Source organism: Streptomyces sp. NPDC052012 (assembly GCF_040689265.1).
Lineage (GTDB): Bacteria > Actinomycetota > Actinomycetes > Streptomycetales > Streptomycetaceae > Streptomyces.
Window position 1 is genome coordinate 109,628 of sequence record NZ_JBFAXA010000012.1, and the last position, 19,730, is coordinate 129,357.

A 19,730-nucleotide genomic window follows, 5' to 3' on the forward strand; every position below is an offset into this window, starting at 1 on the left:
CCGCTCAGCGGAAGACGGACGGCGGCGGCGCGGGTGAGGCGACCGCCGCGAGATCCGTCACCGGCACGGCCCCGCCGGTGAAGTCCCTGAGCTCCCTGCCGTGCTGGAGCCGCCCGGGGTGCGGATCGGATGCGGCGCGACGGGTCAGCTCGGCGATCGGCAGGGGCGCGTCGGAGGCGACCAGTACCGCGTTGCCGAAGCGCTTGCCGCGCAGCACCGCCGGGTCCGCGATCAGGGCGAGTTCGGCGAACCGGGCGGCGGCGGTGGCGATCTGGCCCCGCAGATAGGGCAGCGGCGGCCCGTCGGCGAGGTTGGCGGCGTAGACCCCGCCGGGTGCGAGCGCTCTGCGCACCTCGTCGAGGAACTCGGTCGAGGTCAGATGGGCCGGTGTCCGCGCCCCGCTGAAGACGTCGGCGATGACGATGCCGGCCCACCCGTCCGGCACCTTGGCGAGCCCGTCCCGGGCGTCCGCCGACCGCACCCGGATCCGGTCCCTGGGGTCCAACGGCAGCTCCCGCCGGACCAGTTCCACGAGCCGCGCGTCCCGCTCGACGACCTGCTGGGTGGAGCGGGGCCGGGTGGCGGCGACGTACCGGGCCAGGGTGAACGCGCCACCGCCCAGATGCACGGCGTGCACGGGCTTTCCGGCCGGAGCGCACAGATCGACGACATGCCCGAGCCGCCGCTGGTACTCGAAGGAGAGATACGCCGGATCGTCGAGGTCCACGTACGACTGCGGCGCCCCGTCGATCAACAGGGTCCAGGCCCGCGCACGCTCCCGGTCGGGAAGCAGCTGAGCGAGTCCCCCGTCGACCTGCACGGCGACAGCGTCACCCTCGGCCTGCCGCCGTCCGCTCTTCCTGGCCTTTCCCATGGGTGCATTGTCGCAAGCGGGCCGAGGGGCTGCGCGCGGGTGACTTCTCCGAGGACCGCAGCGGCGAGAGAGGCCGGGCAGCGCGCCGCTGCCGCAGCCGCCGACGGTGCTCAGCCCCCGCAGGGGCCACCCGCACCCGACCACGAAAGCCGCACGGGTGGTGCCGGTGGGAGAAGGAGACGGCCGAAGGCGGAGCCGAGGCCGGCCTCAGCGGCAGCTGTCCGCCGCGTCGATCATCCGCTGCGCCTCCCCCAACGCCGCCCGCAGCACCGCGGGATCCGTCGCCAACTCCGCATCGCCCGGCGGCAGCAGCCACTCCCCCGTCTCCGCCGCGGGTTCCGTCTCCGTACAGACGCTCCCCGGCACGTCCCACCCGGCGGCCGTCCCCGGCGGGACCAGAAATCCGAGCGTGTCCCCTCCGTCGTCGTGCAGCACGGGCCCCACCGCGTCCCCGCCGGCCCCCCGCCGCAGAATGTCGACCGCCTCGAGCCCCTGCCGAGCCGGCACCGTCACGACATCGCACGCCGCACCCACCGCACCCGCCGAACTGGTCACCATCCCGGCCTCCACGACACAAACTCCGCGCACGGAACCCTGCACACGGTTCAACGCCCGTGAAGCGTCAACGGCTACGCCGGAAGTCCGCCGCAAAGGATGGCAGTTCATGGCAGATCACGGATGAGATATCCGGTTTGTAGCCAAACCCCGCGTGGCGACTCCGTCACAGCAGGTACGTTCTTGCCCGCCGGAAACAGGGCGTCACACGGACAAACCGCCCTGGACTCCCCCTGGTTCCGGCATGGTTCGACGGTTCGCAGAGAGGACCCGGCCATGGCGTCGTCAACGGTGCCCTCGCCCCAGCCATCCCAGCCCCACCGGCCACCGCGGCCGAACCTCGTCTTCCGGCAGCTGCGCGGGACGCGCTCCCCTGCCGAGTTCGCCGCGGCGGTCCGCCGGGCCGCCCGCGAGATCGGCGAGCGGGTCAGCTGTGACGCGCGGTACGTGCACCGGGTCGAGACGGGCGAGATCCGCTGTCCGAACTACGCCTACGAACGGGTCTTCCTGCACATGTTCCCCGGCCGCACGCTGACCGACCTGGGCTTCGCGCCCCGCTCGTCGGTACGCGGACGCCGGGCGCGGGACGAGGGGGACACGCCCCCCGCGTACGGGGTCACGCCCCCGGCGCGCACCGTGGGCCCGGCGAACGCGACGAGTGAGACCAGCGAGGCGTACGAGCCGTATGACACGTCGGACCCGTACGACACGCACGACAACGAGGAGAGCGACGTGCTGCGTCGCGCATTCATGACCGGCGGGGCCACGGTGGCCGCCGCCTCACTGGGCCCGCTCGGGTTCGCCGCGGACGCCTCGGCGGCACAGCGCGCCGTGCGCCGCGCCGGGGCGAGCGACGCCGGCGCCCTGGAAGAAGCCGTACGCCGGATCCGGCTGCTCGACGACCGGCACGGGGCCGACGGACTGTACCGGCGTGCGGCGGCCCCGCTGCGCGCCGCCTACGCCCTGCTGGACGCGGGGACGACCCGGCAGCGCACCGCGGACCGGCTGTACTCGGGCGCGGGCGAACTGGCCATCTCGGTGGGCTGGCTGGCGCACGACTCGGGCCGCTTCGACGACGCGCGCTCGCACTACGCGGAGGCGCTGGCGACCGCGCGGGTGGCCGGCGACGCGGGTCTGGAGGCGCACGCCTTCTGCAACACGGCGTTCCTCGCGCGGGACGCCGGCCGGCCCCGGGAGGCGGTGCGGGCGGCGCAGGCGGCGCAGCGGGTCGCGCGGTCGCTCGGCTCTCCGCGGCTGATGTCGCTGCTGGCGCTGCGGGAGGCCGGCGGCTGGGCGGGGCTCGCCGACCGCGCGGGCTGCGAGCAGGCGCTGGCCCGCGCACAGGCGTACTTCGAACGCGGCCCCTCGGAGGCCGACCCGGAGTGGATGAGCTTCTACGGGGAGGCCGAGCTGGAGGGTCTCGAGGCGCAGTGCTGGTCGACGCTCGGCGACTGGCCGCGCGCCGCCCGGCACGCCCGCCGTGCGGCGGAGCTCCAGGACCCGCACTTCACCCGCAACATCGCCCTGTACACGGCCGAGCTGGCCGACGACCTGGCCCGCGGCGGACGCCCCGACGAGGCGGCGGTCGCGGGGATGCGCGTCCTGGACCTGCTGACCGAGGTGCAGTCGTCCCGTATCCAGACGATGCTGGCGGGCACCACCCGGGTCCTCCTGCCGCACCGCCGCGCTTCGGGCGTCTCGGCCTTCCTGGACCGCCACGCCTCGCTGCCGCGCGGAGTGTGACCCGGATCCCTTCGCGGAGTCAGCCCGCCAGGTGCCCCAGGTCGTTCCAGCTCTCGATGGCCGGTTCGCCGTAGGCCCAGCCCAGCACCGACAGCGACGTCGGGTTGAGGCGGATACGGGCCGCGAAGTCGAGGGGCAGGCCCAGCCAGCGTGCGCCGATCGAGCGGAGGATGTGCCCGTGGGCGAAGACCAGCACGTCCCGGTCGGCGGAGCGCGCCCAGGCCACCACCTCGTCCGCGCGGGCGGTCACCTCGGCCAGGGTCTCGCCGCCGGGGACGCCGTCGCGCCAGATCAGCCAGCCGGGGCGGGCCGCCTGTATCTCGGCCGGGGTCATGCCCTCGTACGCGCCGTAGTCCCACTCCATGAGCGTGTCCCAGGTCCGGGCGCGGTCCATGAAGCCGGCGAGTTCGCAGGTCTCACGCGCGCGTGCGAGCGGGCTGGTGCGCACCTCGACACCGGGCAGCCCGTCGTGGGGCGCCCGGTTGAGGCGCTCGCCGAGCAGCTTGGCGCCGCGCCGTCCCTCCTCCAGGAGCGGTACGTCGGTCCTGCCGGTGTGCTTGCCGGACAGTGACCACGCGGTCTGTCCGTGCCGGGCCAGCAGGATGCGCGGTGCCATGAGGGGACCTTCCGGGACGAAAATCGCAGGCGGGATTCCCCCATCATCGCGCACCCTGTTCCCGGGCAACCCGGCGGGCGATCTCTGCGTCTATCAGGGCCGAGGGCGCCTCACGGGGGGCGCGCACGCACACCGTAAAGTGGCTGACCGCCGACGGGCCGCGTCGCACGAGGGAACAAGGGGGAGGGCGATCGGATGCCGCACACCGAGAAACCGGGCACCGAGGGCGCCCCGGCGCCCCGGCTGCGCTGGTGGACCGAGCTGCCGCTGATCGTCCTGGTGTACGCCTGCTACTCGGCGGGCCGGCTGGTCGTGCGCGGCGGTGAGGCGGACGCCGTGGACCACGGTCTGGCGATCCTGCGCATCGAGAAGGCGCTGTACCTCAACGCGGAGCACCCGCTGAACCGTCTCTTCACCCGAGAGGCCTGGATCGGCATACCGGCCGACTTCTGGTACGCGTCGCTGCACTATCTGGTGACGCCCGCGCTCCTCGTCTGGCTGTTCCGCTCCCGCGCGGTGCGCTACCGGGCCGCGCGCACCTGGCTGATGACGTCCACGTTCATCGGCCTGATCGGCTTCACCCTGCTGCCCACCTGCCCGCCCCGGCTGCTCGACGCCAGTCACGGCTTCGTGGACACGATGGCGCAGTACAGCACGTGGGGCTGGTGGGGCGGCGAGGCGAGCGCCCCGCGGGGTCTGGGCGGGATGACCAACCAGTACGCGGCGATGCCGAGCCTGCATGTGGGCTGGGCCCTGTGGTGCGGTGTGATCCTGTGGAAGTACGGGACCACCCGTATGTCGAGGATCGCCGCCGTGGTCTATCCGCTGGTGACGACGATCGTGGTGATGGGCACCGCGAACCACTACTTCCTCGACGCGGTCGCCGGGGCCGCCGTGATGGGCGCCGGGCTGCTGCTCGCGCCGTTCGTCATGCGGACCGCGGACCGGGTCAAGCTCCGCCTGCGCTCGGGCTCCGGGCCCGCCGCAGCACCGGGCACCGCGTCGGCCGCCGAACCGGCCACCGCGTCCGCCGCCGCATCGGCCGGTGCCTCGGTCGCGGCGGACACTTCCGGCACGGGTTCCTCGATTGTCAGTGCCGGATGCCAGACTTCCGCGGGTGAGCGAATTCCACGGCAGCGAGCGTCACGGTTCGAACCAGGAGCCGAGCGGCCAGGTGCCTCCCCCTCGGACGCGGGGGAAGGCGCTGCGGCACCGGCTCGCTGAGCTGCGCGGTCCGGAGGTACCGGCGAAGGCGCTGGACGCCCGCGCCCTGGCCGCCCTCGCCGCCAACCCGGGCTGCAGGCGCCGCGCGCTCCTCGACGGCGCCGGGGTGGACAAGGCGGCGCTGGCGAGCGCGCTGGGCTCCCCCTCGGTCTTCGGCCAGTCGCAGTTCGCCTTCGTGCGGGGCAACGCCTTCGAGGCGAAGGTCAAGGCCGACGGCGGCACGGAGCTGCTGCGCCTGGCGCACGAGAAGCTGGACCGCTCGGCCGAGCCGCCCGCCGAGGCGCGCGTACCGGATCTGACCGCGCAGGGCCCCGAGGGCCGCACCGCGCGCACCGAGCTGGCCCTGCGCGAGGCCACCGAGGCGGCGGGCGCCTGGACGCTGCTCGACCACCCGATGCTCGCGCTCGACGTCGCGGGCTCCCCCGCCTTCCTGGAGCCCGACGCGGTGGTGGTGCACCCGGACGGCAGCTGGACGGTCGTGGAGATCAAGTCCTTCCCGATGCTGGACGGCTCCGCGGACCCGGCGAAGGTCGGCGCGGCGGCCCGGCAGGCAGCCGTGTACGTGCTGGCGCTGGAGGAGGTCGCCGCGAAACTCGAGACTCCCGCCCGCGTGCGCCACCGCGTCCTGCTGGTCTGCCCCAAGGACTTCTCCAACCTGCCCACCGCCTCCGCCGTGGACGTCCGCAAGCAGCGCGCGGTGACGGCCCGGCAGCTGACCCGGCTCACCCGCATCCAGGACATCGCCGACGCGCTCCCCGAGGGCGTCTGCTTCTCGCCCGAGCTGCCCGCGGAGCAGCTGACGGCAGCCGTGGAGGCGGTCCCGGCGACGTACGCGCCGGAGTGCCTGTCGGCCTGCGAGCTGGCCTTCCACTGCCGGGACCGCTCCCGCGCGGCCGGCGCGGTGACCTGTCTGGGCCGCCCGGTGCGCGCGGAGCTGGGCGGTCTGACGACGGTCGAGGACGTACTGGCGGCGGCGCGCGGTGAGGCCGGTGACCCGGACGACCCGGCGGTCGCCGCGCTGCGGCGCGCGGCGGCCCTGCGCGCGGAGGCCCTCGCGGCGCACCCGGTCCCGGAGGTGGCCCCGTGTCACTGATCGCCACCCTCGCCCGTCTCGAGGCGGTGAGCACCGGCCGCGCACAGCCGGCCGCCACCGTCCGGCACCGGCATCTGTCCGACCGCCCGCTGGTCCTCGTGCCGCTGATCACCGCCGGTGAGGCGGGCGCCCCGCTCGGTGCGCTGGTCGGCACCGACCGGGACGCGCCGCGGCTGCTCGTCGTACCGCAGCCCCGCGACCGCGACCTGCGCTTCGCGTTCCTCGCCGAACTGGCCGACGTGGTCCTGCCGTACGTGGACTCCTACGGCGACTCGGTGGAGGCCGCCGAGCGCACCGAGACCGACCCGGAGACCGGCAAGCGGGTCAAGGTCGAGGTGGAGCTGTGCGCGGACGCGCCGCAGCTGATCGTGCCGAGCCGGGCCGGCATCGATCTCGTACGGCTCCTCGGCCGCTCGATGCGGTTCCGGCGCACGGCGGAGCAGGACCCGGAGGCCCCTTTCCCGGCGCCGCCGCGCGTGCCGCTGCTCGGGCGGTGGCTGACGCACTTCGGGGAGCGGGCCCGGGTGCCCGGCTCGTCGCTGCTGCTGGCGATGACCGACGTGCTGTCCCGGCACTGGGCGACCGGGCAGTCCAGCCTGGAGGACCAGCATCTGGGGGCGTTGCTCGCCTGGATCGCCCCGCCCGAGGGACGCACCGGCGCGGACGCGGCCCGCGAGGCGGAGCTCGCGCGGGGCGCCGACGGCCAGCTGCTGCACCCGCCCGCGGGCCCGGCCACCGACCCGGCGTTCGACAACAAGCTGCTCGCCCCGGCGATCGAGGCCTACGACCGTGCCCGCACCGCGCTCGCCGCGGCGGAGGACGGCGTGCAGGCCGACGCCCGCCTCGGCGCCCTCACGGCGGCCGAGCGGCGCATCCGCGATCTGGTGGAGAGCCGCACGCTGCCCACCTGGAAGGCGGTGTGGCGGGGGCTGGACCTGCTGCGGGAGCTGCCCGAAGGGGCGCATGTCGAGGAGCGGTGGACGCGCGACCGCTGGTCGTTCACCGGCCACCGCGACCGGGTGCTGGCCGGTGAGCCGCCCCAGCCGCGCCGCGACGACGCGGTGACCGCGGCCAACAAGCTCGCCACGCGGGAGCGTGAGCAGGCCCGCCTGGAGGCACAGGAGGCGCTCGACGACCCGCTGGTGATGGCGGGCCGGAGGCTGTCCGGAGAGGCGTTCGCGGGCGAGGTCACCGATGTGGTCATGACCTACACCGACAGCAAGCGCCCGAGCCCCCGCCCCCTGATCACCGTCCGCACGGACGACCGCCCGCACCTGGGCGAGCGGGCCAGGGTGTACCGGTCGCTGAACGGCAAGCCGCAGACGGCCGAGTTCGTCGCCCGCGAGGAGGACGGCGGCGTCCTCGTGCTGCGCATCGTGGACAAGATGGGCCGCGGCCGGGAGCCCGAGCAGGGGTCGGTCCCGGAGAAGGGCGACCGGATCTGCTTCACGCTCTTCGAGCACGAACCGCGCGGCGGCGCGAAGCTCCCCGACCCGGAGGAGACGCCCTGGACCCACGGCGGCCCGCCCGGTGAGGAGCCGGTGGCGGAGCCCGCCGACCCGGTGACGGAGGAGGACGTCCTGTGACGACGGAGGCAGTGTCCCCGGAGTCGGTGCTGGACCCGGGCGCGGCGGCGACCCGCGCCACCGAGGCGATCCTGCACGACACGCTGCACGGCACGGCGCGCGGTGTCGTCGTCGACTCCCCGCCCGGCGCCGGCAAGTCCACGCTGGTGGTCCGCGCGGCGCTGGAGCTGGCCGGGGCGGGCCGCCCGCTGATGGTGGTGGCGCAGACGAACGCACAGGTCGACGACCTGGTGCTGCGCCTGGCGGAGAAGAACCCGGATCTGCCGGTGGGCCGTCTGCACAGCAGCGACACGGACCCGTACGACAAGGCGCTGGACGATCTGCCGAACGTCCGCACGTCGGCGAAGGCCGCGGACCTGGCGGGCCTGGACGTGGTGCTGTCGACCGCCGCCAAGTGGGCGCACGTCAAGGGGGTCGAGCCCTGGCGGCACGCGATCGTCGACGAGGCGTACCAGATGCGCTCGGACGCGCTCCTCGCGGTGGCGGGCCTGTTCGAGCGGGCCCTGTTCGTGGGCGACCCGGGCCAGTTGGACCCGTTCGCGATCGTCGGGAGCGAGCAGTGGGCGGGCCTGTCGTACGACCCGTCCGCCTCGGCCGTGACGACGCTGCTGGCGCACAACCCGGACCTCCCCCAGCACCGGCTGCCGGTCTCCTGGCGCCTGCCGGCCTCGGCGGCCCCGCTGGTCTCCGACGCCTTCTACCCGTACACGCCGTTCCGCAGCGGCACGGATCACGGCGACCGCCGCCTCGCCTTCGCCGTCCCGTCCGACGGTTCGGCCCCGGACCGGGTGATCGACGAGGCCGCCGCCACCGGCTGGGGCCTGCTGCAACTCCCCGCCGCGCACACTCCGCGCACGGACCCGGAGGCGGTCGGGGCAGTGGCCTCGGTCGTCCGCCGCCTGCTGGACCGCGAGGGCGAGGCGACGTCGGAACGCTCCCCGGACCCCACCCCGTTGAAGGCGGACCGCATCGCCGTGGGCACCGCCCACCGCGACCAGGCCGCCGCCGTACGGGCGGCCCTCGCGGACCTCGGCGTCACGGACGTCACCGTCGACACGGCCAACCGCCTCCAGGGCCGCGAGTACGACGTCACGGTCGTCCTGCACCCCCTGTCGGGCCGCCCGGACGCCACGGCGTTCCACCTGGAGACGGGCCGCCTGTGCGTGCTGGCCTCCCGCCACCGCCACGCCTGCATCGTCGTCTGCCGGGAGGGCGTGAGCGACCTCCTGGACGACTATCCGTCCACGGAACCGGTGCAGCTGGGCACGCTGGTGAAGTTCCCGGACGGCTGGGAGGCGAACCACGCGGTACTGGCGCATCTGGCGGAGCACCGGGTGGCGTGGAGGCCGTGAACACGGCCGTGACGGTCAGGGCGTCGGTGGCACGAGCAGAGGCAGGTCCCAGGCTCGACGGAACCCGTCGAGGAGCAGTCGCGCGCTGTACGTGGAGACGGCGAGCTCCTGACGGGCCTCGGCGAGCCGCTCCAGTTCGCCGTCGGGTCCCTTGCTCCGGCCCTTTCTGCGCCGTTCCGCGAAGTCGGGCCTGCCGAACACCTGGAGGAGCGTCAGTGCGAAGTAGGTGCAGACGACGACCTCGTGGCGCAGGGGGTCCACGTCGGAGTCGTCCACCAGCTCCCTGAGCCCGGACTCGAGCTCCGCCTCGTCCAGGTGAGGCGCCGCGTGCAGCGCGCGGACGAGGCCGTGGAGGCGGTGCATGAGCGGACCGCCCTCCGGGCCGGTGTCACGCAGGGCGAGCAGCGTACGGAAGCCCTCCAGGGTGTTGGCGAGTTCCTCCTGGATCACCCGCCGGGTCAGCTGCCGCAGTTCCCGTGGGCCAGGGTCGCCGTGTGACTCCACGAGGCGGCGCGTGTAGCGGATGAGGTCACGCGGCAGGCCGCCGGACAGGACATGCGCCAGCAGCACGAAGGGCGGTCCGAGCCCGGAGGCCCGGCGGGCGAGTATCTGCTCCGACTCTCCCGCCGTGCGCGGCGGGACGTAGAAGGTGTCGTCGATGGAGCTGTCGGTGGCGTCCCGGTGCGGCAGGCTGCGCCGGGCGAAGGCCGCGCCCACGTCCTCCGCCACCGAGACCAGGTAGTAGACGTTCCGGAGGCCGAAGACGGCCTTGATCTGCCCGAGGAACTTACGGGCCGTCTCCGTGTCACCGAGCCGGTCGAGTTCGTCGATGGCGATGACCACACGGACCCCCTCCCGGGCGGCCGCGTCGGCGATGCCCGCCAGCAGCTCACGGTATTCCGCGACCAGCTCCGGGAAAGTGAACGGAACGGAGGAGACGGACCTGGTGCTGGTCGCACCGGAGCCGATGCCCAGGAACTGCGGCAGTGCGAGGGTGAGCCCGGACGTGGTGTTCTGCGTCGTGCGCAGGCGGGCGAGGTGACGTACGCAGATGTCGTCGAGGGACGGCTCCGTCCTGCGCCGCTGCCGAAGAGGCGGCAGCAGACGGACGCCCAGCAGCACCAGGAAGAACCCCGCGGCCCAGGGATGGTCCTCCCAGACGCCCACGACGAACTCCCATACGTGCGTTCCGCCGCCGCGGGCGAGAGCCAGGTTTTCGGAGGAGAAGAACTCCTCCTGGAGCCATCTGACCACCGGGAACAGCCCGGCGAGCAGAGCCGCCAGAGCGAGCGCGAGGCGCAGCGCCCGGCTCAGCGCGTGGAGACCGGCCGACACGGCCAGCACCAGCCGGCGGCGGCGACGCGGGCGGAACACATCGAGATCCGGCTCCCCCGCGCCCGACCACTCCAGATACTGGGTGCACACCTCGTGGAAGAGGGTGAGCAGGAACTCGTGCGGGCTGTACTCCGCGGGTGCGCTGACGAAGACGGCGAGGTCCCGGGGGCCGTCCTGCTGCTCGGTCGAGCACATTCTCAGCAGGGTGGTCTTGCCTGCGCCGCGGGGTCCGCAGACGGCGATCGTGCCGCCCTCGATCTGGTTCATCCGCAGCTTCAGCTGTGCTTCCGCGGTGCCGCGGACCACGTAGTGCGGATTGTGCAGATCCCGCAGTCCGTCGAAGGACTCACCGGACCGGAAATGGGCCCACTCCGGGCCCATCAGATGCCGGGCCGCCTCGTGCAGCCCGGGAAAGACCGCCTTCGTCTCGAGGGCCCGCCGCCACAGCGTGCGTAGATCGGCCAGCTCCCGCCGCTGCCGACGAACGGCACGCCCGAACCACAGCAACCCGAACCCCGCCACCACCCTGCCGCGCGACTCGGTCCGAGCGAGGCACACGGCCACCGTGAGGAAGAGGCCCGCCACGAGGGCCGCGCTCCCCTCCGAGGGCAGCAGCCCCGGCCGCCACCCGCCCACGGTCCACCACAGCGCGCAGAGGACCGCCCACACCGTGGCCGCTCTCAGCCATCCGTCGAACAGCCACGTCACGCCCGCCTGGGCACGGCGTGCCCGGCTGTGCTCGAGCCGGGCGGCGGCCTGCCGGTAGAGCTCGTGAGCGGCCCTGGTCCCGGTGGCAGCGGCCTCGACGAAGGCGGGCTCGTGCGCGGCGCCCCACAGGTCGTCGGGGGACAGGCCCGGCTGTGCCCCGTAGTACTGCGTGAACTGCGGGTCCCAGAGACACCCTCGGACGACACCTTGGTAGATCGTGACGTCGCCCCGATCGTCCCAGGGCCACTCCAGCGCATCCGGTTCCGGCTCGCGCCACGTCATGGTCCCCCACCGCTGCTCACCCCTGCGTCCCCGGGCCAGAGTAGTGATCGAGCGGCACCGGCGAGACCAAAGTCGCAGTCCCCGTAGACCATCGGCCGACGACAGGGCACGGCGCCCGGGCCACACTCGGGACGCGGGACTCGGAACTACGGGGGACGGAACGTGGACCTGGACAAGAGGCCGGCCTCGCAGGCGGACGAGGCCACGGTGCTCGCGGAGTCGGCCTGGCTCATCACGGTGTTCTGTGTCGTGTGCGGGGCGGGGATCGGCGGGTCGGCCACGCTGCTCGCGAAATGGCTCGTGACACTGAAGTGGGCACCGCTCAAGGGACCGGCGAAGCTGCTGACCTCCATCCCGGAGCCGGGTCTCACCCTCGGTGCCGTCACCGTGGGCGCGCTGCTGGGTCTGCTGGTCGGTCTCATCGCGGTGCACGAGTCGCTGTCGGTGAGGATCGCGGACGACCGTGTCGTCCTCACGACCCGGGAGACGTCCCAGGACCTCGGGCACGACGACATCGCCTCGGCGTTCCGGGACGGCAAGCAGCTCGTCCTGCTCGCCCCGGACGGCATGGAGATCGCACGGGAGGACTGTGGCCTTCCCTGGCCGCGCCTCGCCGAGGCCTTCGCCGCACACGGGTATCGCTGGGAGGACGAGGACCCGCACCGGGACGAATGGCGCCGCTGGGTTCCTGGGACCCCCGGTCTGCCCGAGGGGGCGGACGCGCTGCTGAAGGCCCGCGCGAAGGCGCGCAAGCAGGGCGACTCCGAGGACGCCCGGGAACTGCGCGGGGAGCTGAGGAGGCTCGGCGTCCTCGTACGCGACGAGAAGCAGCGGCAGTACTGGCGCACACCGCGGCGGCCCTGATCACGCCGTACGTCTCACCGGTCCCGGCACGCTTCCCAGTTCGCACCAGACGTACTTGCCCCGGTTGCCCTCCCTGGCCAGCGGCTGCCAGCCCCACACGTCGGCGCACGCCCGGATCAGTGCGAGTCCCCGTCCGTCCTCCTGGTCCACCGACCGCTCGAAGGGCTCCGGCGGCTCCGGCGGCGAGGGGTCCGCGTCCCACGCGCCGATCCGCAGGACGCCCGTCCCCGTCCAGCGCACGCGCAGCGCGGCGGGCCCCTTGGTGTGCCGTACGGCGTTGCTGACCAGCTCCGTCGCGAGCAGCTCCGCCACGTCGACGAGGCGGATCAGGCCGTGCATCGTCAGGATGAGGCGGAGGGTGCGGCGGCATACGGTGACCGCCCGAGGGTCGTTGGGGACCCGCAGGGAGTACTCCCACGGTTCGTTTTCGGGCATGCGGACTCCTCGTTCGGTGAGGGGAGTTGAGGTCGGGCGTCGGTGTCATTGCCGCGTCCGTCATGGCAGGACGGAGCGGTGCGCTTCCGGTGCCCGGCGCTTCGGAGTGTGCGCGTTGCGTCACTGACGGTAGGACCTAAATTTAGGGCGGTGCAAGCCGTTGCCGTAATCTTGCCCCGAACGAGTCGTCACCTCCTGGACGTTGGGGGCGAGGAGGAGATTCATGGCACGTCGTCGGCAGCCCACCGCACGACAAGCGCGTCTGGGGATTGAGCTGCGGAAACTGCGTGAGGCGGCAGGGCTCAAGGCGCGTGAGGCTGCTGTGCTGCTCGGGGCCGATTCGGTGCAGATGAGTCAGATCGAGTCGGGGATCTCGGGGGTGAGTGAGGAGCGTGTCCGGCGCCTGGCGGCTCACTACTCCTGCCACAACGAGGAGTTGGTCACCGCGCTCGTGGGCATGGCAACCGACCGGACGCGCGGCTGGTGGGAGGAGTACTGGGGAGTGCTGCCCACTCCGTTCCTGGACCTGTCCGAGCTGGAGCATCACGCTCACTACCGCTGGGACGTGGACTTCCTGCACATCCCCGGGCTGCTGCAGACCGAGGACTACGCCCGTGCCCTGTACTCCTACGTGAACCCCGAGTTCCCGGCGGGAGAGGTGGAACGCTGGGTCGAACACCGGATGCGCCGCAGGGTAATCATCGAGAGAGCTGATCCGATCCCGTACGAAGCGGTCATTCATGAAGGCGCACTGCGCATCAGGGTCGGCGACCGAGCTGCGGCGCGGGCGCAACTCGCCCGCGTGCTGGAGCTCTCCGAGGCCGATCACGTCACCGTGCGTGTCATCCCCTTCGACCTGGACGGCTTCGGAGGAGCCGGGAGCGCCATGGTGTACGCGGGCGGCGCCGTCCCCCAACTGGACACGGTGGTCCGCGACGGGCCCAACGGGCCGGTGTTCATCGATGCCGAAGCACAACTGGACCGCTATCGAACGCTCTTCCGTAAGGTGGTGGCGGTGTCACTCGATCCCGATCGTTCGCGTGACTTCATCCACAGACTGGCGAAGGAGCTGTAGGGACATGCTGATCCCCGACACCTGGCAGAAGTCATCCTTCTCCGGCGGCGGACAGGGCGACGCATGCGTGGAGGTTGCTTACCGCCACCCCCACCACATAGCCGTCCGCGACTCCAAGACCCCCACCCGAGCCGTCCTCACCTTCCCGGCATCCGCATTCGCCGCCTTCCTCGACGGCCTCAAAGCCCGGGACCCGGAGTAACCGGGTCCCGGGCTGCCCTTACAGGGCGAGCATCGCGCGGCCGGCGAACGTGGTGTCCTGGAGCGGCTTCAGCGCCAGACGCACCAGGGCGCGTGCGTTGTCGTCGCCCGCGATGCGGTTGGTGCTGAGTTCACCGCAGGTCAGGCACTCGTGGATGAGCAGCCACTCGCCGTCCGGGCGTACCGCCATGCCCAGGGGCTCCATGCGGCCACCGCAGTCCGCGGCCCGGTCGCCCGGGACGCGGCGGTCCACGTGGAGGCTGACCAGGCAGTTCGGGCAGTGATTGCGGTGTGCGGTGCCCGGTGCCCGTGCGGGCACCGTCAGGCGGCAGCCCGCGCAGCGGAAGTCACCGGCGTCGTGCCGCCGACGACGTGGGCGGCGGGCCGTGCCCTGCTGCTCCCTTCTCCTCGCGCCCATCACAACGTGCCGAACGCTTCGAGCGGGAAGGGCGGTTGGGCCAGCGGGCGGACGGCCATGCGCATCAGGATGAGCTGGTTGTCGTCCGTGCAGACCGGGTTCGAGGTCAGCTCGTCGCAGCGCACACAGCGGTGCACGACCATCCAGTCGCCGGTGCGCAGCACGGCGATGGCGATCGGGGACATCCGTCCGTGGCACTGACTCGGGCCGCCCTCGACATGGTCGATGACATGGCGGGAGTGCAGGCACGACGGGCAGTGGTTGCGGCGGGTGCCGTCGGCGGCGTAGGCGGACACGGTCAGGCCGCACCACGCGCAGGTGAAGGAATCGATCTTGAGTGTGTCGGCCGGCTTGGACACCGGTGCTCCTTGCTGAGAGATGTGCCAGGACAGCAAGAGCAGGCCGAGGGCCTCGGCGGAGAACCGCGTTCGGTCGGTCAGACGGTACGGCGAGGCGCGCTCGGCGCGGGCCGGGTCATAAACCACTCTTTCCAGGGCACAGGGGCCCGGTCGGCAGCTGATGGGCGCCGCCAGCGTAGGCACGCCGGCCCGGGGCACGCCAGCGAATTTCCGGCTCGCGGCGCCCGGCACGGAATAAGCGGAGACCGTCTCCTGTTACGCCACAGCGCAGCACCGCCCGCACACGCACGACAGGAGGCACCCCACCGTGGCCGCAGACGACGAGATCAGGGGCACCGCGCACGGCACCGCCCCCGTGCCCCTCTCCGTTCTCGACCTGGTCACGGTCGGCGCCGGCCGCACCGCCACCGACGCCCTGCGGACCAGCGTCGCCCTCGCCCGGCTCGCCGAGTCGCGCGGGTACCACCGGTACTGGGTCGCCGAGCACCACTCCATGCCCGGCGTGGCCTCCTCCTCCCCCGCCGTGATCCTCGCCCACCTCGCCGCCCACACCGACCGCATCCGGCTCGGCTCGGGCGGCGTCATGCTGCCCAACCACGCCCCGCTCGTCATCGCCGAGCAGTTCGGCACGCTGGAGGCCATGGCGCCGGGCAGGGTCGATCTCGGGCTCGGGCGGGCCCCGGGGACGGACGGGGCGACCGCTGCCGCCCTGCGCCGCACCGACCGGCTGAACGAGGGCGCCGACGACTTTCCGCAGCAGCTCGCCGAACTCATCCGCTTCCTCGACGACGACTTCCCCGACGGGCATCCCTACCGGCGCATCCACGCCGTGCCCGGGCCGGTCCAGGCGACCTCCCCCGGCGGTGTGCAGTCGCCGCACCGGCCGCCGGTGTGGCTGCTCGGGTCCTCCGGGTTCAGCGCCCGGCTGGCCGGGACCCTCGGGCTGCCCTTCGCCTTCGCGCACCACTTCTCCGCGCGCAACACGATCCCGGCCCTCGATCTCTACCGCGAGTCGTTCCGGCCCAGTGCCGTCCTCGACCGGCCCTACGCCCTCATCGGCGTCTCCGCGCTCGCCGCCGACGACGAGAAGGAGGCCCGCCGGCAGGTGCTGGCCGCCGCGCTCAACATGGTGCGGCTGCGCACCGGGCGGCCCGGGCTCGTGCCCACTCCCGAGGAGGCCGAGGCGTATCCGTTCTCCCCGGTGGAGCGGGAGTTCGTCGACTCCTGGAACGCGAACGTCGTCCACGGCACCCCGGACGAGGTGCGCACCGGCCTCGACGATCTGCACAAGCGCACCGGCGCCGACGAGTTGATGCTGACCGCCAACGCCCACAGCGGTGACGCCCGCCTGCGGTCGTACGAACTCATCGCCAACGCCTACGGGTTGCCGACGCCCGCCTGAACTCCCGCCTCCGGGCTGCCCAGCAGCTCGGAGATACGATCCGGCGGCACGGGACGCGAGTACAGCCAGCCCTGACCGGTGTCGCAGCCGATCCGGCGCAGCCGGGTGGCCTGGGCCGAGGTCTCCACGCACTCCGCGGTGACCGTCAGGCCCAGCCGGTGGGCGAGTTGGACCATCGCCTCGACGATGACCTCGTCCGCCGGGTTCGGCGGCGTGGCGGCGCGCTCCTCGTACTGGAAGCCGCGCACGAAGGAGCCGTCCAGCTTCAGGACCGAGACCGGCAGGCGGCTGAGGTAGGCCAGGTTCGAGTAGCCGGTGCCGAAATCGTCGATGGCGATGCGGACGCCCATGTCGCTGAGCGCCTTCAGTGCCTGGAGCGGGCGGCCCGCCGAGCCCATCACCGCCGACTCGGTCAGCTCCAGCTGGAGCAGGTGCGGCGCGAGACCCGTCTCCGCCAGGGTCTCGGCGACGTCGGCCACCAGGTCCGAGTCCCAGACCTGGCGCACCGCCACGTTCACGCTGACGAAGATGGGCGGCTCGTCGGGGTGTTCCACCTGCCAGCGGCGGGCCTGCCGGCAGGCGGTGCGCAGCACCCAGCGGCCCAGCGGGACGATCGAGCCGTCCTCCTCCGCCAGTCCGATGAACCGATTCGGCGTCAATGTGCCGAACTGCGGGTGGTTCCAGCGGATCAGCGCCTCCACACCGTGCACCCGGTCGTCCTCCATGCCGACCAGCGGCTGGTACTCCAGCGCGAACTCGCCCCGGTCGATGGCCGGCCGGAGCGTGGAGGCGAGGGCCTGGCGGGTCATGCGGTGGGCGTTGCGCTCGGGGTCGAACAGCGTCCAGCGGGCCTTGCCGTCGGCCTTCGCCCAGTACAGCGTGGTGTCGGCGGCCTGCATCAGCGCGGTGGGGGTGGTGCCCGCCGCGTGGCGTTCGACCACGCCGATCGACGCCGACACCGACAGCCGCTGGCCGGACAGGTCGTACGGCTCCTGGATCGCCGCGAGCAACGACTCGGCGAGATCGGCGAGTTGCTCGGTGCCCGTGGAGTCCTCCACCAGCAGCGCGAACTCGTCCCCGCCGAGCCGCGCCACCAGCGGCGTACCGGCCCTGGTCGCCCTGGCCCGGCCGGCCTCCTCGGCACAGCGCGTCAGGCGTTCGGCGACGGCGGCCAGCAGCCGGTCGCCGACGCGGTGGCCCAGGGTGTCGTTGACGGCCTTGAAGCCGTCCAGGTCCAGATAGCACAGCCCGATCCGGCCGGTGCCGCTCTGCTCGTACGACTCCGCCTCCAGCGCGGCGGTCAGCCGTTCGAAGAACAGGGTGCGGTTGGGCAGCCGGGTCACCGGGTCGTGCATCTGCAAGTGCCGCAGCCGGGCCTGGAGTTCACGGCGGGCGCTGATGTCGGCGACCGAGAGCAGGACGGCTCCGTCCGCGTCGTCGGGCAGCGGGGTGACCGTCACCTGCACCCACAGCGAGTGCCCCTCGGGATGCTTGAGCCGGCGGGCGCAGCGCAGCTTCGCCTGCCGGCCGCGCAGCACCTCGCGGTAGGCGTGCCAGGTCCGGGCGTCGGAGGACAGGTCCACCAGGTCGGCGGCGACGGCACCGGCGAGCGTCTCCGGGTCGCTGCCCAGCAGGGTGGCGAGCGTGCCGTTGGCGCTGACCACCATGCCCTCGCGGTCGACGACGGCCATGGCGAGCGGGGCGGCCGTGAACACCGAGCGGTAGGGCGGCGCGGACACGGGGGCCGCCACGGGCGACGGACCGGACGAGGCCGACGCGGGTGGCAGCTCGGCCGGGGCCGACACGGGTGACGGCGGCGACGGGGATTCGGTACCGGGAGACGTGACGATCTCACTCTCTGTGACGACCGGCCGGTCGAGATCTGTTGCGGGCGCCGGCCCTTCGGACGTTCCGCTCACCGCTCGCTCCCGCAGTGCACTCGATCGCTGTCCGTGCAGGAAAGTCTCAGGAAAGTGTGCCGATCATAGAGGCTGGCCCAGGGGCCTTCCAGCCACTGTCCAGTCTCCAGGACGGTCCCGCATCTCTGCCAGATCGTTTCTGCTCGCAGGTGGGCGCGTTCTTCAGGCCTCCGACCAGTTGTGACGTTCCGTGAGTGGTTCGGGGGTGTCGGACGCGCACGGACGGGCGCACTCCTCACCCGACCGGCGCAGCCAAACAGGGCGTAGTACGACAAATCCTCCCAATCTGGGTGCGGTGTCCCGTGAACCGTCCCCCGGAGGTCCCCGTGCCGCGTCAGCTCCCCCTGAGAGGACTCGGTCGCGAGGCTCTCAGAGGATTGGGCCGACTGGGTGGACGGCACCGGCCGGCCGTACGGCTCCCCCCGAGCGCACGCCCCCGGCTGCGCACCACGGCCGCGATGTGCACCACCATGTCCGCGCTCGCGGCGACCTCGCTCGTCACCGCCCCCTCAGTCGACGAGCCCTTCTCCGCCGCCCCCTGTGCCCTGACCCGGACCGACGCGCACCACTCGGAGGGCCTGGACACCTGGAACGCCGCCTACCCCCGCCCCACCGACCGGCTGGACGCGGTCCTGGTGTTCCTGTCGTTCCCGGACTCCCACCCCCTGACCACGCCCGGCGAGCTCGCCGCCGACCACTTCCCGGCCACCAGCGACTTCTTCCGGCGGGCCTCCTACGGCAAGTTCACCCTGCGTCCGCACGCCCTGCGGCAGTGGATCCGGATGCCGCGCCCGTCCACCGCGTACGCCATACAGCGCGACTGGACCATCTCCCATCGCGCGGCCTATCTGCGGGACGCGCTCGCCGTGACCGACCGGCACGTGGACTTCTCGCGGTACGACATCGTGTACTTCGTCGCCGACCCGGACGCGCCCGGCGTGGACTCCGACGCGACCAAGGTGGTCAACCTGGACACCCCGCTGCGGGCGGACGGCCGGGACATCCGCCGGTTCGTGACCGTGTTCGAGAACCACCCCCCGGACCGGCTGGTCCTCGCCCACGAGACCGGCCATGTCTTCGATCTGCCCGATCTCTACAACCGGCCCGTGGACGGCAAGGGCGACTGGGACACCCATGTCGGCGACTGGGACCTGATGGGCAGCCAGTTCGCCCTCGCACCGGATCTGTTCGGCTGGCACAAGTGGAAGCTGGGCTGGCTGGAGCGCCGGCAGGTGCGGTGCGTGCAGGACGCCGGTCCGGTGCGGCTGACGCTGGAGCCGCTGGGCGCGGGTCCCGGGGTGCCGGTGACGGGGGCCGCCGGGGCGCCGTCCTTCGGGCTCGGGCGGGGCACCAAGCTCGCGGTGGTGCGCACGGGGCCCGACAGCGTGCTCGCCTTCGAGGCGCGCGGCCCGGTCGGCAACGACTCGGCGGCCTGCCGGCAGGGGGTGCTCGTCTACCGGGTGACCAGCGGCACCCAGTCCGGCGGCGGCCCCGTCGAGGTCGTCGACGCCCACCCGGAGACGGAGGCCTGCTGGGAGGACTCGGTCTACCCGCCCCTGGCGGACGCCCCGGTCGCCCTCGGCGAGAGCTTCACCGTGCCGGGCGAGAACGTGCGGGTGGAGGTGGAGGGGCGCACGGCCTCGGGGGCCTGGACGGTGAAGATCACGACGGGGTGATCCGCCCGGCCGC

Annotated in this window: 18 protein-coding genes; 10 read left to right on the top strand and 8 right to left on the bottom strand. The window is 73.0% G+C overall.

What is annotated here, in order from left to right; genetic code table 11:
- Positions 1-4 precede the first annotated feature (4 nt).
- On the bottom strand, positions 5-874 hold the full coding sequence (locus AB0412_RS20610; RefSeq protein ID WP_366404028.1) for a fused MFS/spermidine synthase: 870 nt from the start codon (positions 872-874) through the stop codon (positions 5-7).
- A 207-nt stretch (positions 875-1,081) separates the two neighbouring features.
- Complete coding sequence (locus AB0412_RS20615) at positions 1,082-1,432, bottom strand: hypothetical protein (RefSeq protein WP_366404029.1); 351 nt, start codon at positions 1,430-1,432, stop codon at positions 1,082-1,084.
- Between the two features lie 273 nt (positions 1,433-1,705).
- On the opposite strand from AB0412_RS20615, the gene AB0412_RS20620 reads away from it, so the two are divergent.
- Entirely contained in the window at positions 1,706-3,172 is a 1,467-nt protein-coding gene (locus AB0412_RS20620; protein WP_366404030.1) for a hypothetical protein, read from the top strand.
- Between the two features lie 19 nt (positions 3,173-3,191).
- Here AB0412_RS20620 and AB0412_RS20625 read toward each other — a convergent pair whose 3' ends face one another.
- A complete protein-coding gene (locus AB0412_RS20625) occupies positions 3,192-3,788 on the bottom strand; it encodes a histidine phosphatase family protein (protein WP_366404031.1) in 597 nt (198 codons plus the stop codon).
- A 195-nt stretch (positions 3,789-3,983) separates the two neighbouring features.
- Between AB0412_RS20625 and AB0412_RS20630 the strand changes: the two genes are divergently transcribed.
- From AB0412_RS20630 to AB0412_RS20645, 4 genes are read left to right on the top strand one after another with little or no spacing between them, the layout of a single operon-like run.
- Entirely contained in the window at positions 3,984-5,012 is a 1,029-nt protein-coding gene (locus AB0412_RS20630) for a phosphatase PAP2 family protein (protein ID WP_366404032.1), read from the top strand.
- Positions 4,963-6,105: a hypothetical protein gene (locus AB0412_RS20635; protein WP_366404109.1), complete on the top strand. Its 1,143-nt coding sequence runs from the start codon at positions 4,963-4,965 to the stop codon at positions 6,103-6,105. Before AB0412_RS20630 ends, AB0412_RS20635 begins: the two co-directional genes overlap by 50 nt.
- Positions 6,096-7,691 carry a hypothetical protein gene (locus tag AB0412_RS20640; RefSeq protein WP_366404033.1) on the top strand — a complete coding sequence of 532 codons (1,596 nt, stop codon included), beginning with the start codon at positions 6,096-6,098 and terminating at the stop codon, positions 7,689-7,691. Before AB0412_RS20635 ends, AB0412_RS20640 begins: the two co-directional genes overlap by 10 nt.
- A complete protein-coding gene (locus AB0412_RS20645) occupies positions 7,688-9,043 on the top strand; it encodes an AAA domain-containing protein (protein ID WP_366404034.1) in 1,356 nt (451 codons plus the stop codon). Before AB0412_RS20640 ends, AB0412_RS20645 begins: the two co-directional genes overlap by 4 nt.
- A 15-nt stretch (positions 9,044-9,058) precedes the next feature.
- On the opposite strand, the gene AB0412_RS20650 is transcribed toward AB0412_RS20645, so the two are convergent.
- Positions 9,059-11,368 carry an AAA family ATPase gene (locus tag AB0412_RS20650; protein WP_366404035.1) on the bottom strand — a complete coding sequence of 770 codons (2,310 nt, stop codon included), beginning with the start codon at positions 11,366-11,368 and terminating at the stop codon, positions 9,059-9,061.
- 162 nt (positions 11,369-11,530) lie between these two features.
- Between AB0412_RS20650 and AB0412_RS20655 the strand changes: the two genes are divergently transcribed.
- A complete protein-coding gene (locus AB0412_RS20655) occupies positions 11,531-12,232 on the top strand; it encodes a hypothetical protein (protein WP_366404036.1) in 702 nt (233 codons plus the stop codon).
- Here the strand turns inward: AB0412_RS20655 and AB0412_RS20660 are convergent, their stop codons facing one another.
- Complete coding sequence (locus AB0412_RS20660) at positions 12,233-12,667, bottom strand: ATP-binding protein (protein ID WP_366404037.1); 435 nt, start codon at positions 12,665-12,667, stop codon at positions 12,233-12,235.
- Between the two features lie 223 nt (positions 12,668-12,890).
- On the opposite strand from AB0412_RS20660, the gene AB0412_RS20665 reads away from it, so the two are divergent.
- Both AB0412_RS20665 and AB0412_RS20670 read left to right on the top strand, forming a co-directional pair.
- Complete coding sequence (locus tag AB0412_RS20665; protein WP_366404038.1) at positions 12,891-13,742, top strand: helix-turn-helix transcriptional regulator; 852 nt, start codon at positions 12,891-12,893, stop codon at positions 13,740-13,742.
- Positions 13,743-13,746: 4 nt separating this feature from the next.
- Positions 13,747-13,944 carry a DUF397 domain-containing protein gene (locus tag AB0412_RS20670; protein WP_366404039.1) on the top strand — a complete coding sequence of 66 codons (198 nt, stop codon included), beginning with the start codon at positions 13,747-13,749 and terminating at the stop codon, positions 13,942-13,944.
- 18 nt (positions 13,945-13,962) lie between these two features.
- Here AB0412_RS20670 and AB0412_RS20675 read toward each other — a convergent pair whose 3' ends face one another.
- Complete coding sequence (locus AB0412_RS20675) at positions 13,963-14,361, bottom strand: RNHCP domain-containing protein (protein WP_366404040.1); 399 nt, start codon at positions 14,359-14,361, stop codon at positions 13,963-13,965.
- Complete coding sequence (locus tag AB0412_RS20680) at positions 14,361-14,720, bottom strand: RNHCP domain-containing protein (RefSeq protein WP_366404110.1); 360 nt, start codon at positions 14,718-14,720, stop codon at positions 14,361-14,363. Before AB0412_RS20680 ends, AB0412_RS20675 begins: the two co-directional genes overlap by 1 nt.
- Before the next feature lie 307 nt (positions 14,721-15,027).
- On the opposite strand from AB0412_RS20680, the gene AB0412_RS20685 reads away from it, so the two are divergent.
- On the top strand, positions 15,028-16,122 hold the full coding sequence (locus AB0412_RS20685; RefSeq protein ID WP_366404041.1) for an LLM class flavin-dependent oxidoreductase: 1,095 nt from the start codon (positions 15,028-15,030) through the stop codon (positions 16,120-16,122).
- On the opposite strand, the gene AB0412_RS20690 is transcribed toward AB0412_RS20685, so the two are convergent.
- Positions 16,098-18,041 carry an EAL domain-containing protein gene (locus AB0412_RS20690; protein ID WP_366404042.1) on the bottom strand — a complete coding sequence of 648 codons (1,944 nt, stop codon included), beginning with the start codon at positions 18,039-18,041 and terminating at the stop codon, positions 16,098-16,100. The two genes, AB0412_RS20685 and AB0412_RS20690, sit on opposite strands and share 25 nt — an antisense overlap.
- A 458-nt stretch (positions 18,042-18,499) precedes the next feature.
- Between AB0412_RS20690 and AB0412_RS20695 the strand changes: the two genes are divergently transcribed.
- The gene (locus AB0412_RS20695; protein WP_366404043.1) at positions 18,500-19,717 is read left to right on the top strand and encodes a M6 family metalloprotease domain-containing protein; all 1,218 of its coding nucleotides are present in this window, start codon (positions 18,500-18,502) and stop codon (positions 19,715-19,717) included.
- The last annotated feature ends 13 nt before the right edge of the window (positions 19,718-19,730 follow it).

Bases quoted from the DNA above. Each gene is read 5' to 3' on its own strand.
- AB0412_RS20615 (WP_366404029.1), bottom strand. From the start codon at position 1,432: ATGGTGACCAGTTCGGCGGGTGCGGTGGGTGCGGCGTGCGATGTCGTG.
- AB0412_RS20610 (WP_366404028.1), bottom strand. From the start codon at position 874: ATGGGAAAGGCCAGGAAGAGCGGACGGCGGCAGGCCGAGGGTGACGCT.
- AB0412_RS20670 (WP_366404039.1), top strand. From the start codon at position 13,747: ATGCTGATCCCCGACACCTGGCAGAAGTCATCCTTCTCCGGCGGCGGA.
- AB0412_RS20665 (WP_366404038.1), top strand. From the start codon at position 12,891: ATGGCACGTCGTCGGCAGCCCACCGCACGACAAGCGCGTCTGGGGATT.
- AB0412_RS20630 (WP_366404032.1), top strand. From the start codon at position 3,984: ATGCCGCACACCGAGAAACCGGGCACCGAGGGCGCCCCGGCGCCCCGG.
- AB0412_RS20660 (WP_366404037.1), bottom strand. From the start codon at position 12,667: ATGCCCGAAAACGAACCGTGGGAGTACTCCCTGCGGGTCCCCAACGAC.
- AB0412_RS20675 (WP_366404040.1), bottom strand. From the start codon at position 14,361: ATGGGCGCGAGGAGAAGGGAGCAGCAGGGCACGGCCCGCCGCCCACGT.
- AB0412_RS20695 (WP_366404043.1), top strand. From the start codon at position 18,500: ATGTGCACCACCATGTCCGCGCTCGCGGCGACCTCGCTCGTCACCGCC.
- AB0412_RS20650 (WP_366404035.1), bottom strand. From the start codon at position 11,368: ATGACGTGGCGCGAGCCGGAACCGGATGCGCTGGAGTGGCCCTGGGAC.
- AB0412_RS20625 (WP_366404031.1), bottom strand. From the start codon at position 3,788: ATGGCACCGCGCATCCTGCTGGCCCGGCACGGACAGACCGCGTGGTCA.
- AB0412_RS20620 (WP_366404030.1), top strand. From the start codon at position 1,706: ATGGCGTCGTCAACGGTGCCCTCGCCCCAGCCATCCCAGCCCCACCGG.